Origin of the sequence: Pseudomarimonas arenosa, assembly GCF_014841215.1 — a bacterium.
GTDB classification, from domain to species: domain Bacteria; phylum Pseudomonadota; class Gammaproteobacteria; order Xanthomonadales; family Xanthomonadaceae; genus Pseudomarimonas; species Pseudomarimonas arenosa.
Window position 1 is genome coordinate 118,077 of the sequence record NZ_JACYTR010000011.1, and the last position, 16,470, is coordinate 134,546.

General features: G+C 63.8%; 11 protein-coding genes. 3 read left to right on the forward strand and 8 right to left on the reverse strand.

Going from position 1 to position 16,470, the window contains the following annotated elements:
* Nucleotides 1–3 precede the first annotated feature (3 nt).
* The 7 genes from coxB to glyQ all read right to left on the reverse strand — a co-directional run bounded on the left by coxB (nucleotide 4) and on the right by glyQ (nucleotide 11,545).
* Complete coding sequence (gene coxB, locus IFO71_RS08200; RefSeq protein WP_425502883.1) at nucleotides 4–837, reverse strand: cytochrome c oxidase subunit II; 834 nt, start codon at nucleotides 835–837, stop codon at nucleotides 4–6.
* Between the two features lie 103 nt (nucleotides 838–940).
* The gene (locus IFO71_RS08205) at nucleotides 941–1,411 is read right to left on the reverse strand and encodes a DUF2244 domain-containing protein (RefSeq protein ID WP_192029066.1); all 471 of its coding nucleotides are present in this window, start codon (nucleotides 1,409–1,411) and stop codon (nucleotides 941–943) included.
* Nucleotides 1,412–1,613: 202 nt separating this feature from the next.
* Nucleotides 1,614–2,480, reverse strand: coding sequence for a YbaY family lipoprotein (locus IFO71_RS08210; protein WP_192029067.1), 867 nt, complete (start codon nucleotides 2,478–2,480; stop codon nucleotides 1,614–1,616).
* Nucleotides 2,481–2,710: 230 nt separating this feature from the next.
* Nucleotides 2,711–6,445: a translocation/assembly module TamB domain-containing protein gene (locus IFO71_RS08215; protein ID WP_192029068.1), complete on the reverse strand. Its 3,735-nt coding sequence runs from the start codon at nucleotides 6,443–6,445 to the stop codon at nucleotides 2,711–2,713.
* 86 nt (nucleotides 6,446–6,531) lie between these two features.
* Entirely contained in the window at nucleotides 6,532–8,286 is a 1,755-nt protein-coding gene (locus IFO71_RS08220) for an autotransporter assembly complex protein TamA (RefSeq protein ID WP_192029069.1), read from the reverse strand.
* Between the two features lie 215 nt (nucleotides 8,287–8,501).
* A complete protein-coding gene (gene glyS, locus IFO71_RS08225; protein WP_225444487.1) occupies nucleotides 8,502–10,646 on the reverse strand; it encodes a glycine--tRNA ligase subunit beta in 2,145 nt (714 codons plus the stop codon).
* Nucleotides 10,643–11,545 (reverse strand): glycine--tRNA ligase subunit alpha, encoded by a 903-nt coding sequence (gene glyQ, locus IFO71_RS08230; protein WP_192029070.1) that lies wholly within the window; start codon nucleotides 11,543–11,545, stop codon nucleotides 10,643–10,645. Before glyQ ends, glyS begins: the two co-directional genes overlap by 4 nt.
* A gap of 174 nt (nucleotides 11,546–11,719) precedes the next feature.
* On the opposite strand from glyQ, the gene IFO71_RS08235 reads away from it, so the two are divergent.
* Nucleotides 11,720–13,522 (forward strand): GspE/PulE family protein, encoded by a 1,803-nt coding sequence (locus IFO71_RS08235; protein WP_192029071.1) that lies wholly within the window; start codon nucleotides 11,720–11,722, stop codon nucleotides 13,520–13,522.
* A gap of 12 nt (nucleotides 13,523–13,534) precedes the next feature.
* Complete coding sequence (locus tag IFO71_RS08240; RefSeq protein ID WP_192029072.1) at nucleotides 13,535–14,251, forward strand: glutamine amidotransferase; 717 nt, start codon at nucleotides 13,535–13,537, stop codon at nucleotides 14,249–14,251.
* On the opposite strand, the gene IFO71_RS08245 is transcribed toward IFO71_RS08240, so the two are convergent.
* Entirely contained in the window at nucleotides 14,244–15,281 is a 1,038-nt protein-coding gene (locus IFO71_RS08245) for a GGDEF domain-containing protein (protein ID WP_192029073.1), read from the reverse strand. The genes IFO71_RS08240 and IFO71_RS08245 overlap by 8 nt on opposite strands.
* A gap of 115 nt (nucleotides 15,282–15,396) precedes the next feature.
* Between IFO71_RS08245 and IFO71_RS08250 the strand changes: the two genes are divergently transcribed.
* Nucleotides 15,397–16,161, forward strand: coding sequence for a BPSS1780 family membrane protein (locus IFO71_RS08250; RefSeq protein WP_192029074.1), 765 nt, complete (start codon nucleotides 15,397–15,399; stop codon nucleotides 16,159–16,161).
* The last annotated feature ends 309 nt before the right edge of the window (nucleotides 16,162–16,470 follow it).

Genomic DNA, 16,470 nt, shown 5'->3' on the forward strand with positions numbered 1-16,470 from the left:
GGATCAGCCCTTGGCGGGCACGGTGACCGACGTCTGCGCGGTGCGCGCGGCGTCGTCGCGGGCGGCCATCTCGCCGGCCAGGTAAGTTTCAAACTCGGCCCGCGACACCGCCTTGACGACGATCGGCATAAAGCCGTGGTCCTTGCCGCAAAGCTCGGCACACTGGCCGCGATAGGTGCCCGGGGTGTTGATCCGGGTCCAGGCTTCGTTGATCACACCGGGGATGGCGTCCTGCTTCCAGCCCAGGCTCGGTACCCACCAGGCATGGATGACGTCATCCGCGGTGATCACGAAACGGATCTTGGTATCCGTCGGCAGGATCAGCGGCTTGTCGACATCGAGCAGATAGTTCGGGTGGCCGTCCAGACTGGGCGCTTCGCCCGAATTGAGCTGGCGGATGCGGTCACTTTCGCGATCGAGGCGGCTGACGAACTGCACGCTGGTCGGCTGATCCTTGTAGTTGAGGATCTCGTAGCGCCACATCCACTGGTAGCCGGTGACCTTGACGGTCATTTCCGAACCCGACACATCGTCGATTTCGAACAACACCTTGGTGGCCGGAATGGCCATGCCGACCAGGATCAGGATCGGCACAACGGTCCAGATGACTTCAGCCGTGGTGTTGTGGCTCCACGTGGCCGCCACCGCACCTTTCGACTTCCGGAAGCGGATCATCGCGATCACCATGGCGCCGAACACGACGACGCCGATCGCCACGCAGATCAGGAAGATCAACATGTGCAGGTCGTAAACCTTACCGGCGACGTCAGTGACGCCGGTCGTCATGTTGAGCTGCATGGGCTCCGGATTGGCAATGGCCGCGCCGGCCATCAACATCGCGGACACCGCAAGACTCCAAAGCCCGAGCTTTCCGGCCGACTTCATTCGCTTACTCCACCACGTCTTCATTCGAATTGTTCCGTCCTAACGTCAGCGCCGGCTATGCCGGTCTCGACGCCCAGCGCAAGAGTTCGGCCATGCGCTCGGCCAATGTTCTGCGTTCGTGCTCGCTCAAGCACTCACCGATTTCCTGCTTTCGCCGACCCGAGCGCAACCACAAGCGCCCTGCCTCCACATCCAGCCGAACCCAGGCCGGATGGGCAGCAAACTGATCGGCCATCTCCGGCAGCCGCCGCACCGAAAGCCGATTGCGCGCCACCGCAATCACCTCAAGCCGCTGCCCCTGCCGCCAAACCCAATGCATGCAACCGATCACCGCGATCAGCTCAAGCACTGCAAATGCCGGCGCAAACACATTGCCCTGCCAGCCGCTGTATACCGCCACCGGCACCACCAAGACCACCAGACCCAGCGATATCCAGCGCAATTGCCGCGGGTCAAGCGAGCGATTGGGCCGTACGACCAACCTCGCTTCCCCACTGTCTGCAGCCGGAGCATATTGCTCGATCATGGCCAGGCCCCCGGGAGCCCAACGGCCAGAATTCACTGGCCGCAAAGTCGCGGAATGATAGAACTGGCGCGCCTTCGCGGCAAGCAAAAACGGCCAGCGACACCAGTGTGGAGCCTAGTGGCGCGGCAGTGATCGCGACGCGAACCGAATGTGAAGGAGGCGCCCGAAGGCGCCTCGCAGTGGATCAGAGCGCAGCGGGGGCTTACTTCACCTTGGCGCTGGCCTGGGCGTAGAGCTTTTCTGCCATCGCTTTCAGCTCGGCGATATCAGCCTCTTCCATCGGCTTGTCGTTGACATCGCGATTCAGCACCAGACTGCCGTCCTTGCCCCAGCCGACATGGGCGGCCACACCACTCTTCTCGCGCACCAGCACCCAGGGCTGGCCGTTCTTGTAGGCAAAGCGGAACGAGACCTGGCCGGTCTTCGGATAGTCGATCACCTGGCGGGCGAAACGCACACCACTGGAATCGGCAAAGGCATCCCAACCCACGGTGATGTCGTCCTCGATGCTCTCGCCGTTGTAGCGCTTCATGCCGCCGATCGAGCGCTCCAGCTTGTCGAATTCCTGCTTCAGCAGGTCGGCCGGCGGAATGTTGGGAGCCGGCAGGCCGCCACCGCGCACCAGGGCGATGTCAGCGCGGTCGGGCGCGCCTTGAGCCAGTACCGCCGGCGGGTTGTCGGTGCCGTACAGCACCACATCGCCGGTCAGCAGTGCCGCTTCGATCACATACTTCCCTTGCGGATTGACGCTGGCCGTTTCATAGGGCAACGCATAGGTGTAGGGCAGGCTGGCCGGCGCCGGCTCCACTCGCTCGGCCATCACTGGAGGCACGATCGACGGATCGCTCATGTCCAGCAGGCGAAGACGCAGGCTGAGGCCGCCGGGCAGATCGTTCAGTCCCTCGATCGACAATGAGCCGCGCACCGCGGTGGCAGACGCCGGTACCGGCGGCGGACCCGCTGGGGCCTGCTGCACAGGGGCTTGCTGCGTTTGGTTGCTGGTCGATTGTTGGCCACAGCCAACGATGAGCAAAGCAGCGGAAATAGCGATCACTAGCGGCGCGCGCATCAAGTAGCTCCTGCGGTTCTGACTGTCGATGGGGTTGACGGTAGCGCCGAGCGGCGCCGATCGGGTCAAACCCCGGAGTTTAACCGGCTGGAGGGCAAATGCTCCAACCCCCAGCGCTCGGACTTCATCCTGTGCATCGGCAAAGAGAAGCGGCGCCAGTATCTCGATTGTGGGACGCTTTGCGCCGACGCTCAGCGGCGCTCGTTCAGCGCAGGCTTAGAAAGATGGGGTCAGCGTTCCACCCGGTAGTTGATGCCTGCCCGGCTTTCGCGGCTGGATTCCAGCTCCAGATCCAGGCGGTCGCTGATCAGATAACGCACGGTGACCGCACTAGCATCTTCGAACAAGGCAACGCCGTAGGCGAGGTACAGGCGCGGCGACAGGTACTTGCCAACGGTGAAAGCCGCGCCGATTGAACTCGAGTCGGAGACACCGAAGGTATCCAGACCCAGGCGCCCGCCCACCCTCGCTGCCAGCAGATTTCCGCCCATCGCTGCCGCTGCCTGACCGAGCTGTGCGCCATCAGCTGAACTGGCCGAGCTCAGTGGTTGCCCCAGCACCAGCAGGGACAAGGCTTCAGCCTGGTTCATCGGCGGCTCCGACCATAGATCCAGACTGGGCGCCAGCGCCGGCCCACGCACCTCGATACCCACCTTGTCCTGCCGCACCTTGCGCATCGCCCGCAGTTCGATGCCCGGGTTGTCGAGCGGGCCGTTGGCAAACAGCAGCCGACCGCGTTCGATCTCCAGGCCCTGGGCATAGGCACTGTACTTGCCGAACAGATTCAAGGAACCGCGGCCGCGCGCGGCCTCGCCGGGCCGCTCGGTGATGCGCAACTTGCCGGCCATTCGGCCATCGAAGCCAAAGCCCTGCAAGCGTACCGCTTCACCTAGTTGCAGCTGCAGATCCACTTGGATCGGCAGCGCCTGGATGCCGGTGGCTTCGAATCGTGGATCCAGCACCACCACGTCGGCGGATCGGGTCTCGCCCGCCTCGATGCGCTCGAGGTCGATCAGAGCCTCATTGACCTCGACCCGCCCGCCCAGCCTCGCCGTACCCTGCTGCCAGCTGATCTGCACATCTGGACTGGCGACAATCTTCAGCCGCCGGGTGTCAGCCAATCGCACGTCCCGGCCAGCCAGGCGCACCCGCGCCGCGCCACCGGCCTGCCATTCTCCTTCGATCCTCAGCGGACCGCCGCCACTGCGCAACTGTCCGTCGATATTGAAACTGTTGCCGGCGCCAAACACCGTCAATTCGGAGTCAGCGAACTCGACCCCCAGGGCCGGCACCTTGCCGCCGAGTTCGGTCAGACGCAATTCGCCACTCAACGGAGGCTGCTGGTCCATCGCCCAGCTCAGCTGGCCCTGCGCGGTGCCGCTGGCTCCGACCACATCCGGCAGCAGCAACTGCAAGGCCGCTATCTGACGCAAGTCAACCTGCACGCGGCCACGCATGGCTGAAAAGTCAGGTTGCTCGCCCAAGGGCAGCTCCAGCTGCAGCCCGAGCGACCCTGCCGCCGCATTGCGCAACGCACCGTCGAGGCGCCATAGCGCTGCATCCGGCAGCTTCTGACCGCGAAGTTCAATCACATCCCAACCCAGCAGTTGCACGTCCTGATCGAGCGAGCGCAGTTCCCCGGGGCCGCCGCTCAAGCGCATCGGGCCCGGTCGCCAGACGGAGTCACGCTCGCTGACCTCGAGATCGAAACCAAACTCGCCGCGCAGCTCCAAACCCCGGTCGGGCGCGACCAGGGCGAACAGACGATCGAGCTGCAGAGTCTCGCCTCTCAACGTCCAGTTTCGACCTGATTCAGCAGAGGTCATTGCCACGCAGAGCTGACCCAGATCGCCACCCAGACAGGCCGGAGTCAGACGCAGTGTCTGGCCATACTCGAATTCAACCGGCGCCTGCAGCAGCCATTGTCCGGCCACTTGCGACTCCAGCCCGAGCGCCGCAAGGTCGAGGCGGCCCTGCCCTTGCTGATGCCGACCTGCTGCCGCCAGCGTGAGCGCAAGGTCATCTCGTTCGGCCCGCAGTTGCGCACTGTAGTCTTCAGGCCGGCCGGCCAGACTGATGCTGCCGCGCCATTCGCCCAGGCTGGGATGAGCCAGCCCGCGGTACTCAAGATCGAGCGAACCGTTGTCCGCAGGCCCGGGCCAGCGGCCATGCACGTGCGCAAAGCTGAGTCGATGCCCCACAGCCTGCAACCGCTCGCCGCGCAGGTCGAATCGCAGGTCGCGCCACTCGGCGGGCGAGGACTGCTGCAGCTGGCGAAAATCGCCCATGCTCAACTCACCATCCAGGGTGCCGCCTAGATCGGGCCACCACGGATCGAGGCGCCACTGGTCGACGCTCAGGCGCAGTGCTCGTTCCTCCGTGTTCACCGCCAGCCGACCGCTGCCGGCGCGCAGCTCCGCTGACACCGCGTGCAGCTGATCGTTGCGCAGCTGCACGGCTAGGCGGCCATCGAAACGCTGTGCATTGATCTGGCCACGAATCTGCCCGACCTTTAGCTCGCCGCTCCAGCCATCGGCCGCTTGCTGCAGGTCCAGGGTCCCCTGCACGTCCAATTCCCCCTGCCAGTGCGAAGACAGCCAGAACGGATCCAGCCCATCACTGCTGAACTTGAGCTGGGTCGAGACCTGCTCGGCAAGTTCTATTCGTCCGCTGAGGTCGGCCCTGCCGTGGGCGGTCAGCAGTTCAAGACGCTCGATCTCGATCAACGGCGCTTGCCAGTGCAGTCGCCAGACGGCCGACAAGCTGCGTTCCAGTGCCAGTAGTTCGGCACTGCCTTCCAGACGCAACTGCTGCCAGGGGCCGGCAATCACACCCTCGGCACGCAGCAGGCGGGGCGGCGCTGACTCCGCATCGCTGCCTGCAGGCGATGTTCCATCAACGCCCAGCGTCAGCGGCAGATCGCTGATGCTCCACTTGATATCAAGCTCCGGGGTCTGCTGCAAACCATGCACGGCGCCGCTGGCCTTGCCCTGCCCGCCTCCGGCCAACTGCCAGGCCAGCGTATCGATCTGCACCTGGCTGAGATCATTCTCCCAACTTAGCACTGCGTTGAGGTGATCGAGTGCTAGCTCACCAAGCTCTGCATCACCTTCAACCATCAGCTGCTGAAAGTCGCTGTTCAAGGCCAGATTGGCGGTCAGAGGCGAGTCCTGCTCGATTCTCAGCCGCTGCAGATCAAAACGATCGGCCCTGAGCTTGATATCCAGTGCGGACGATGACCAATGCACATCCATCTCGCCCTGCCCGACCGCATCGCTCAGCCGAAACGCCAAGGCCTGCTGACTGGCGGTGGCGCTCAGCGTCCATTCGGAGGCCTGCGGCGTGGCAGTCCTGACCCGGAGAACCCAGGGCGCGTCCGCACTGCCATCGCCCTTGGCATCGATCAGCTCAGCCCAGGGCGAACGCAGGCTGAGCGAGTGCACATCCAGCCGACCCTCGGCAGCATAGCGGGCGCTCACATGCAGGTCAGCGACCCAGAGGCCGGCTGGCGCCACTTCACCCATTGTTTCGCTAACGGACGGCTCGCCATCGAGCTCGATCCGAGCAATATGCAAACGCCCAAGGCCTATGCTAAGAGGCAATGCAGGAAACGGCCAGCGCCAGGCGAAGCCTGGATTATTGCCGACAGCCTCCGCCGGGGCGACTGACTCATCGGTCGATTCGGCAGCCCGCCAATGCAGGCGCTCGACCGACACCGACTGCAATTGCAGGGTGTCCTGCCATAGCGCCGCCGGCTGCCAGTCTAACGACAACCTGCTGGCCATGATTTCGCCGTCGACCAGTTGCCAGCTCACTCGATCAATTTCGATCGGGCCGATCAGGCGCCCACGTAGTCCTTCGACCTGCAGCCCGGCCAGCACCGGCTGCTCGCGCAGCTGCGACCATAGCCAGCGCAGACCGGATTCACTCAGACTCAACCAGGCACCCAGCGAACTCGCGAGCAACAACAGCGCCAGAAGCAGCCATAGCAGGCGCCTCCACCAGCGCCGCCCGCGTGGAACAGAACGTTCAGTAACGGCGCCCGGCGAACTCACAAATCCGGCCCCAAGGTAAAGTGCAGGCGAATACCCTGATCCGGACCGTCCAGCCCGCGAGCGATATCCGCCCGCACCGGTCCAACCGGCGAACGCCAGCGCACGCCCACCCCCGCTCCCAACGCCGGATCGAGCGAGTCATTGAAGGCATTGCCGCCATCGACGAACACCGCCATACCCCATTCGGCACCGAACATGTGTTCCCATTCCAGACTGGCAGTGAACAGCTTCGACGCACCGATTCGCTCACCGTCAGCATCACGAGGGCTGAGTTCCTGATAGCCATAACCGCGCAGACTGCGATCGCCGCCGGCGAAGAACCGAAACGACAGCGGCAGGCGATCGAAGTCACTTAACCTTACGTTGCCGAAATCGGTTCGAGCGATCAGCCGATTGGAATCGCCAAACGAGCGTACCAGGGCGGCGCTGGCGATCAACTGCTGAAAGCCGACATCCGACCCCAGCTCCGCCAGCCCCCAGCGCCCGGTCACCCGCCAGGCGAATCCGCGCGTGGGGTAGAGCGGATCGTCCATCACCTTGCGCTCCAGCGTGGCCTGCGGATAGATCAACAGATCTCCCGCGCTGTCGCGATCCTCGCGGCGCGCATGCAGGCCCAGCACCAGATTGTTGCCGCGCCAATTGAACTCGCGACTGACTGCGGCTTCATAGATGCTGGGATCGAAGCTGCCAAACGGCTCCTGTCGCAGATCGGTCGACAGCACCCACCAGCCGCGAAAACGCTCAAACGCCGGGATGCGGTAGCGGAATGACGCTGCCGAACGCTGCTCGCCGAACAAAACGTCGCTGTTCCACTTGTGACCGGCAGCATTGAGCCAGCGACGATCGTAACCCAGCTTGATCGCCGCTCCGGTATCGGTGCCGTAGCTGGCACCCGCCCGATAGACGTTGCGCGGCGCCGGCGTGAGCGCCACATCAACACCGATCGGTGGACCTTCCTCAGTCGACCATGACTGATCCTCTGGACGGTCACGCACATTCACTTCGATGCGATCGAAATAGTCCAGCTCACTGAGTCGACGCTGCAACTCCAGCAGCTGACGCTGGTTGAAGTGCTGGTCGGGACGAAATGGCACCAGCGGCGGCAGAAAATCCTCCGCCAGCTGGCTGCCCTGGAAGGTCACCTCGCCGAATCGAAAGCGCGGCCCACTGGCCCAGCGCAAACGCAGGTCAGCAACATCCAGTGCACGCAGCACTTCAACACGCGCTTCCAGCAATTCGCTGGCGAAATAGCCGCGCTCTGCCAACACGCGCTGTAGATTGGCCTTGCTGGTTTCGTAGTCCAGGTGTCGCAGGACGTCGCCGACACCCGGCTTGAACTTCTTGATCAAATTGCCGAGGCTGCGATCCGTGGCGCCAGGCCCCAGCACTTCGACATCACGGCGCCGCACCCGCACCGGCTCATTCAGTCGCACTTCGGCCACCAGCGCCACCGACTGCTCGCCCTGATTAACCTTCAGTTCGACCTCGGCGTTGTAGTAACCGAACGGCTGCAGTGCCTCATGCAACTCGCGCGGCAAACGCCGCTGCAAATAGGCGAAGCGCTCGGGCCTGATCGAGGTGCCGCGCTTCAGGCGGGCCAGACTGACCTTGCGCTTGAGATTGGCGAGCAGATCTTCCTGTTCGATGCCAGTCCAGTCGACGCCGTCAAAGCGCCACAGCACCCGCTCCGATGGCGGCGATTCAAGCGGCTGCGCCGCAGCAACGTCGGGTTCAGCGGTCGACTGCGCCACTGCGGATCCGGCCAGGACTGCCGCCAGCAGTCCCGCCCTTCTGATCACAGCGTTCCATCGCCTTACTGCGGCCGACACGCAATCACCCTTGACCAAGCGAACCCATCGGCAGCATAGCGTGGACAAAGTGAAGCGAAACCAACCACCGCCGACCCGACCGCCAGCCACCCAGCCTTCATACCCAAGGCGCGGTCGAGCGAAAGTCCGACAGTCCCTCAGGTCGTGGAAAGCAACGAGATGTCAGCCACGGCGAGGAAATTGGCCGACAGGCGCGACAACAAGGCCAGTCGGTTTCGGCGCAGCGCTTCATCGTCGACCATCACCATCACGGCGTCGAAGAAAGCGTCGACTTCCGGCCGCAGGCGCGCCAGGCGACGCAATGCAGCCACGTAGTCGCGCGACTCCAGCTTTTCTCGGTTGTCGCTTTCAGCGCCGACCAGGGCGGCGAACAGCGCGCGCTCGGCGTCTTCATGGAAGGCCTTGATATCGACCGCGCCGACCGGCTCGTCGGCCTGCTTCTTCAGAATGTTGCGGATACGCTTGTTGGCTGCCGCCAGTGCGCCGGCATCCTCCAGGCGCGAGAACGAGGCGATGGCCTCGATACGCAGCTGAAAATCGTGCAGCGAGGTCGGCCGAACGGCCAGCACCGCCTCGAAGTGCTGCGCTGGAATGTCCTGTTCAGCGTAGTAACTGCGCAGCCGATCGAAGACGAAATCGAGAATTTCGGCCGCCTCGACTTCACCCGGGTCGGTGGGCAATTGCTGCACTGCCTGGTGCAGCACCGCGGCCAGATCAAACTCGATTTCGCCTTCGATCTGGGTGCGGGCCAGGGCCAAAGCGGCGCGGCGCAGAGCAAACGGATCCTTGTTGCCCGTCGGCTTGAGACCTGCGGCAAAGCCACCGGCCAGGGTGTCGATCCGCTCGGCCATGGCCAGCAGGCGCCCGAGCGCCGATTCGGCGATGGCATCGCCAGCAAAGCGCGGCTGATACTGCTCATCCAGCGCGCTGGCAATCGCCTCCGACAAGCCGGCGGCCAGCGCATAGTGCCGCCCCATCACGCCTTGCAGCTCGGGGAACTCACCCACCATGCGTGACTGCAGATCGGCCTTGGACAGCTCGGCGGCACGACGCGCTTCGGCGGGATCGACGCCCAGCGCCGGCGCCAGCGACTCGGCCAGAGCCGCGACGCGGCCCACCTTATCGGCATAGCTACCCAGTTTCTGCTGATAGGTGACCTGCGCCAAGCCTTCGTTCATCGCCTCGATGCCTTGCTTGCAGTCCTCATCGAAGAAGAACTCGGCATCAGCAAAGCGTGGCCGGATCACCCGCTCATAGCCCTTGCGGATCTCGACTTCGTCGCGGCTTTGCACATTGGCAATACCGATGAAATGCGAATCGAGCTTGTCGTGTCGATCGAGCACCGGAAAGAACTTCTGATTGGCCTCCATGGTGAGAATCAGAGCTTCCTGGGGCACGCGCAGAAAGCGCGACTCAAAGCTGCACAGCACCGCTACCGGCCACTCATTGAGACAATTGACCTCTTCAAGAATGCCAGCGTCGATGTGCGCACGCCCGGCCAGCAGCTGAGTTGCCCGGGTGACCTCGGAGCGAACCTGTTGGCGCCGCTCGTCCGGATCGACCAGCACCTTGGCATCGCGCAGTACGTCGACGTAATCCTCCGCGCGCGCCACCCAGATCGGCTTGGGCGCCATGAATCGGTGACCACGGGTCATGCGATCGGCCTTGATGCCCAGCGCCTGACCATTGAGGATGCGCTCGCCGTGCATCATCAGCAGCCAATGCACCGGCCGGGCAAAACCGACCTCGCGATTGCCCCAGCGCATCGGCTTGGGGATCGGCATGGCGGCAATCGCTTCGTTGACGATGTCGCCGATCAAGGCATCGAGGGCGGCGCCCGGGGTGACACTGCGAAACACGAACCAGGCGCCCTTGTCGGTATGTAGGCGCTCCAGCTTGTCGATGGTCACGCCACAGGAGGCAGCAAAGCCTACGACGGCCTTGCTGGGCTCACCATCGGCATCGAAGGCCTGGCTGATCGCCGGCCCGCGTCGTTCGGTCTTCTGTTCCGGCTGGCGCGGCGACACGCCACTGATCAGCGCGGCCAGCCGGCGCGGGCTGTACAGCACGCGTGGCTCGCCGTGTTTGAAGCCGCGTCGCTCCAGTCCGGCAACAATGCCGTCGACAAAGGCTTGCGCCAGCCCAGGCAAGGCCTTGACCGGCAGCTCCTCGGTGCCGAGCTCCACCAGCAGCGCCTTGTCCAGCAGGCCTTCCTTGCTGGTTGGCTTCGGCGTGCCGTCTTCTGCGCGCGGCGCCAGACTCAATCCGCTTCCCATGCTCATTGCCCTGCCTCCTGCTTCAGGCCGGGAAAGCCCAGCCGCTCGCGCTGCTCGTAATAGCTCTGTGCCACGCTGCGCGCCAAGGTACGCACACGCAGAATGAAGCGCTGCCGCTCGGTGACCGAAATCGCCCGTCGCGCATCGAGCAGGTTGAAACTATGACTGGCCTTGCAGACCTGATCGTAGGCCGGCAGCGGCAGGCCCAGCTCGACCAGCTTCAGCGCTTCCTTCTCGCAGGCATCAAAGCGGTGGAACAGCTCGGCCACGTCGGCATGCTCGAAGTTGTAGGCGCTTTGCTCACGCTCGTTCTGCAGATAGACATCGCCATAGGTCACCACGCCCTGCGGGCCTTCGGTCCAGACCAGGTCGTAGACATTGTCGACGCTCTGCAGATACATGCAGAGGCGTTCCAGACCATAGGTGATTTCCCCGGTCACCGGCTTGCACTCGATGCCGCCGGCCTGCTGGAAATAGGTGAACTGGGTGACTTCCATGCCGTTCAGCCAGACCTCCCAGCCCAGCCCCCAGGCGCCCAAAGTGGGCGATTCCCAGTTGTCTTCGACCAATCTGAGGTCGTGCACCAGGGGGTCGAGCCCAAGCGCCTTCAGCGAGCCGAAATAGCGCTCGACGATGTCATCCGGGTTCGGCTTCATCACCACCTGGTACTGGTAGTAATGCTGCAGACGATTGGGGTTTTCGCCGTAGCGACCATCGGTCGGGCGCCGCGACGGCTGCACGTAGGCCGCGTTCCAGGGCTCGGGGCCCAGGGCGCGCAGGAAGGTCGCCGGATGAAAGGTACCGGCGCCGACTTCAAGATCAAGCGGCTGGATCAATACACAGCCTTGCTCGCCCCAGTACTGATTGAGCGTTTGGATAAGTTGTTGAAATGTCGGTCCGGACATGGCGGCCTGGCATCCTTATGGCGTGCAGTTCGAGTCGTCATCACCGCCTGGAAGGCTGAACGAGGGCAAGCCTGCTCGATTCTTGCTGCGGCGAGCGTCGTAGTATAGCCAGCAAGCACCCGGTCAGACTTGCCGGGCCGAGGTTTCTTTAAGGATTGCAGGGGCCGCACGCGTATGCCAGCTCCATCCCCCGTGTCGCGACAGATCAGCGCATCAGGGCCGCGCCACCGTCTGCAGCTTGCGCCCCTGGTACGCGATCTGTTGGCCGACGGCTTGATTCGACAGAACGATCTCGCCCGGGCCCGCGCCACCGGCAGTGAGCAGCGCAACCGTGACATGCACCCACTGGTACTGCTGGCCGATCTCAAGCTCAGTCGTGCCGAGCAGGACGGCCGCGATGTGCCGCTGGGCATTGAAGAACTGACCCAATGGCTGGCCCGACGCGAGGGGCTGCCCTATGTTCGGATCGACCCGACCCGGGTCGAGGTCGCCACCGTCACATCTCTGTTCTCGCTGTCCTACGCCCAACGGCACCGCATCCTGCCGCTGTCGGTGGACGCCAAGGCGGTCACCATCGCCACCTCGGAGCCACACGCGCTGGATTGGCAACAGGATCTGCGCGGCATTCTCAAGCGCGAGATCAAGCTGGTCCTGTGCAGCCCACTGGATCTCAGCCGCTACACCATGGAGTTCTATGGTGTCACCCGTTCATTGCGCGGCGCCAAACAGCACCAGAACGAGCAGGCCGGCCTGCCCAGCTTTGAACAACTGGTTGACCTGGGCCAAAGCGGCGACCTGACGGCCGACGATCAGCATGTGGTGCATATCGTCGACTGGCTGCTGCAGTTCGCGCAGGAACAGCGTGCCTCGGATATCCACCTGGAACCCAGACGCGATACCAGCAAGGTGCGCTTTCGCATCGATGGTGTGTTGCACAAGGTGTTCGAAATGCCGACCGCCGTGATGACCGCAGCGGTGAGTCGAATCAAGGTGTTGGGAAGGATGGACCTGGCCGAGCGGCGGCGACCGCAGGACGGCCGCATCAAGACCCGCTCGCCGACCGGACGCGAGGTGGAGATGCGCCTATCCACCATGCCGACCGCGTTCGGCGAGAAATGCGTGATGCGCCTGTTCGATCCGGACACGGCAATGAAGTCGATCGAGCAACTGGGCTTCGATGCCGATGAGGGCGAACGCTGGCAGCGACTGACCGGGCGGCCGCATGGCATCGTCCTGGTCACCGGACCGACCGGCTCGGGCAAGACCACCACGCTGTATTCCACCCTGCAGCGGCTGGCCACCAGCCGGGTCAATGTCTGCACGGTGGAAGACCCGATCGAGATGATCAACCCCGAATTCAATCAGATGCAGGTTCAGCATCAGATCGGGCTGAGCTTCGCCGCCGGCGTACGCACCCTGCTGCGCCAGGACCCCGACATCATCATGATCGGCGAAATTCGCGATCTGGAAACCGGGCAGATGGCCGTGCAGGCGGCGCTGACCGGCCATCTGGTGCTTTCCACCCTGCACACCAATGACGCCCCTTCGGCGCTGACCCGACTGCTCGATCTGGGCGTGCCGCACTACCTGATCGGCAGCACACTAAACGGCGTGTTGGCGCAGCGCCTGGTCCGCACCCTGTGCCATCTGTGCAAGAAGCCGCATCCGATTCCGCCGGCCGACTGGGCCAGCCTGATCGGACGCAGCGCCACACCGCCGTCCACAGAAGGGTACATCGGCGTCGGCTGTGTGGAGTGTCGGCACACCGGCTTTCGCGGCCGGGTTGGCCTGTACGAGCTACTTGAGCTCGATCAGTCGCTCAGGCAGCAGATCCGCCCGGACATGGACCTGTCGCGTTTCACCGCAGCCGCCGTCGATCAAGGCATGCGAACTTTGAACTGGGCGGCAGCTCAGAAGGTGGCCGCAGGCCAGACCACGGTGGCCGAGGTTCTCACCGTGCTACCCAAACAAGATTGACTCCATTCCGCAGTGAACATGGCACGCTTTCTGATCATCGAGACCGGTCGCCCTCTGCCGTCCTTGCGCCGCTGGCGCGACTTTCCGCACTGGATCAGAGTAGCAGCGCGTCTGCGTCCACAGCAGGTCGAACTCTGTCGGGTAGCCGAGGGCCAACCGCTGCCTCAGCGCAACGACTGGTTAGGGGTAATGATCACCGGCTCCGGCGCCATGGTCAGCGAACGCTTGCCCTGGAGCGAGACCTGCGCCGAGTGGCTGCGACAGCAGCAAGGTCCGCTCCTCGGCATCTGCTACGGCCATCAATTGCTCGCCCACGCCTTTGGCGGTGAGGTCGGCTATCACCCAGCGGGCCGGGAAATGGGCAGCGCAGCGGTGGAACTACGTGCCGAGGCGGCGTGGGATCCACTGTTCGCCGGACTGCCAAAGCGCTTTCTGGCCCAGACCACGCATATGCAGACCGTGCTGCAGCCACCGCCCGGCGCCGTTGTGCTGGCCGAGAACGCGCATGAACGCTGCAACGCGTTCCGTCTCGGCACACATCAGTGGGGTGTACAGTTCCATCCTGAATTCAGTACCCGCCACATACGCGGCTACATCCACGCGCGCCGGCCGCAGCTGATGGCCGAGGGCCACGACTGGCGCGGGATGTGGGCCGACGTGCGACCGGCCCCCTGGTCACGCAAGCTGCTGCAGCGCTTCGTTGCCTATTGCCACGCCTCGCTCAGGTAACGTCATCACTGAGCCGGCGGCCTTGATTCTGCTGCGCCGGTAAGGGCCTGTGCTGCGGCGCTGCTGCCAGCACGGCTCGGTTTCGCCCGGCCTGCTTGGCCTGATACACCGCGCTGTCCGCGCGCGCCAGCCAGCTCGAGACCAGCTCGCCGCGACTCCACAGCGCGGCGCCCACCGACGTGGTTACCGCTCGGTCCGGCACTCGCAGACGATCGGCCACCTGCTGCACCACCTTCTGCGCCACCACTCGGGTGCCGGCCTCATCCATTGCTGGCAGCAACAGCAGAAACTCTTCACCACCGATGCGATAGAGACGATCGGAACGCCGCACCAGTTCGCGCACCACATTGGAGAATTCCACCAGCACTCGGTCACCCATCTCGTGACCGAACTGATCGTTGATCTGCTTGAAATGATCAAGATCGAGGATAAGCACGGCCGGCAGCGCCCCACCGCGGCCGGCAACATTCACCTCGTGCGCCAGATCAACTGCCATCTGACGACGATTGAGCGCACCGGTCAGCGGATCGGTGGAGGCCAGACGCTCCAGCAGACGACGCTGCTTGGCTACCTGGAAGGCGCCGATCGCCGACAGAAACACCACCAGCACAGCGGTGGCGGCGTAGGAGAAACGCATGATCGGCGTTTCCATCCCGGCGCCGAGAATGCAGGTGACCAGGACCAATGACAGCCCGGCGATCACTGCCACAGAAAGCTCTGCCAGGACGAAGGTCATCACCAGATAGCCGTAGACCCAGTAGTGACCGGCCAGGCCCACCATCTGGGTGATCGCCAGCGACCCGATCCAGCCTCCCAGCAGAATAAGCAGGAAGGCACCGCGATTGCGGCCACTGCGCCAGGCGTAGATCACCGGCAGCACCACGGCCAGCACCACCAGCAGATCCACCGCGCCCTGCCAGTATTCGCGATTCCAGAATCGGTACACTGCAAACGGCAGAATGGCGGCCGTCGCCACTGCACCCAGGAAGGCCACCGAAGCCAGCGCATAGTCAGCACGTAACCGCGACATCAGGGGTTGCATCGGCAAGCCCTCGTTTTTCTTTGCAGCCTAGCACGGCTTGCGATAGCCGCCGACCGCAGCGGCGGGCACAATAGCGCACTGAGTTCAAAGCAGGATGCTTGGCATGGTCTTCCGAAGAGTCGAAGCGGATCGCGGTATCGTCTGGTTGCGGCAGAGTTTCGAATTGATCCGCAGCAACCCGGGCCCGTTTCTGCTGATGGGTCTGGTGCTGGCGGTGTTGACCATGATCCCGCTACTTGGTTTCCTGGCCTTTGCGGTGTTCGCTCAGACCTTGTACGGCGGCATCATGTTTGCCGCCGATCGGCAGCGCCGCGGCGAGCCGGCGGAGTTCGAGCATCTGTTCACTGCGTTTCGTCAGCCGGGCAAGCTACCGAAAATGCTCGCCCTATGTCTGCCCGGCCTGGCTGCCGGCGTACTGCTGACGATCCTGGCCGCCTGGATGCTGGGCGGCGCCCTGCTCGCCGGCGGCCTCGGCAGTGTCGCTACCGATCAGCCCGAGGCCCTGGCACTCAGTCTCGGCACTTCTGGCTTGGTGTTCGTGGTGATCGCTCTGGCAGTGGGCCTGCTGGCCTATGCCGCGGTTTTCTTCGCCACACCAAACGTCATGTTGAGAGAGGCAGCACCACTGGAAGCGATCAAGCAAAGCCTGATGGCCTGTCGCGACAATCTCGCTGCGCTGCTGATGTTCCTGCTGGCCGTGTTCGTCATCAGTTTCCTGCTCAGCCTGGTGCTGAGCTGGATTCCATTGCTCGGCTCAATGCTGCTGATCACCGTGCTGCTTCCCTGGGTCACGATCGCGGTGTACTTTGCTCACCGCGATGTATTCGGCGACGCTGCCAACGCACCGCCACCGCAGATCGAGGTGTGATGCGGGTCTTGACCTAACCCGGATATTTCATGAGGTCGCGCCGAAAGACACCGCCAGCCCAGGCACAGCAACGTTCTCGAACAATTCTCGCTGGATGACAACGTGCTCGCGGTCTTTCGCCGCTGGCACGGCCCTCATTCGGCCTCTGCGCGGCTACGCAGGGCATTCGCCCTGAGGTCCTTTGCACCGATTGCCGCGTTGTTCGGCTGCTACGCAGCAACGGCTACTTCGTAGCCTGCGCCTTCGCTACGCTCGGTCGGCTGCTACGCAGCAACGGCTACTTCGTAGCCTGCGCCTTCGCTACGCTCG

What these genes read in the sequence shown, in the direction of transcription:
- coxB (WP_425502883.1), bottom strand. Translation starts at nt 837, where the DNA reads ATGTTGATGGCCGGCGCGGCCATTGCCAATCCGGAGCCCATGCAGCTC.
- IFO71_RS08205 (WP_192029066.1), bottom strand. Translation starts at nt 1,411, where the DNA reads ATGATCGAGCAATATGCTCCGGCTGCAGACAGTGGGGAAGCGAGGTTG.
- IFO71_RS08210 (WP_192029067.1), bottom strand. Translation starts at nt 2,480, where the DNA reads ATGCGCGCGCCGCTAGTGATCGCTATTTCCGCTGCTTTGCTCATCGTT.
- glyS (WP_225444487.1), bottom strand. Translation starts at nt 10,646, where the DNA reads ATGAGCATGGGAAGCGGATTGAGTCTGGCGCCGCGCGCAGAAGACGGC.
- glyQ (WP_192029070.1), bottom strand. Translation starts at nt 11,545, where the DNA reads ATGTCCGGACCGACATTTCAACAACTTATCCAAACGCTCAATCAGTAC.
- IFO71_RS08235 (WP_192029071.1), top strand. Translation starts at nt 11,720, where the DNA reads ATGCCAGCTCCATCCCCCGTGTCGCGACAGATCAGCGCATCAGGGCCG.
- IFO71_RS08245 (WP_192029073.1), bottom strand. Translation starts at nt 15,281, where the DNA reads ATGTCGCGGTTACGTGCTGACTATGCGCTGGCTTCGGTGGCCTTCCTG.
- IFO71_RS08250 (WP_192029074.1), top strand. Translation starts at nt 15,397, where the DNA reads ATGGTCTTCCGAAGAGTCGAAGCGGATCGCGGTATCGTCTGGTTGCGG.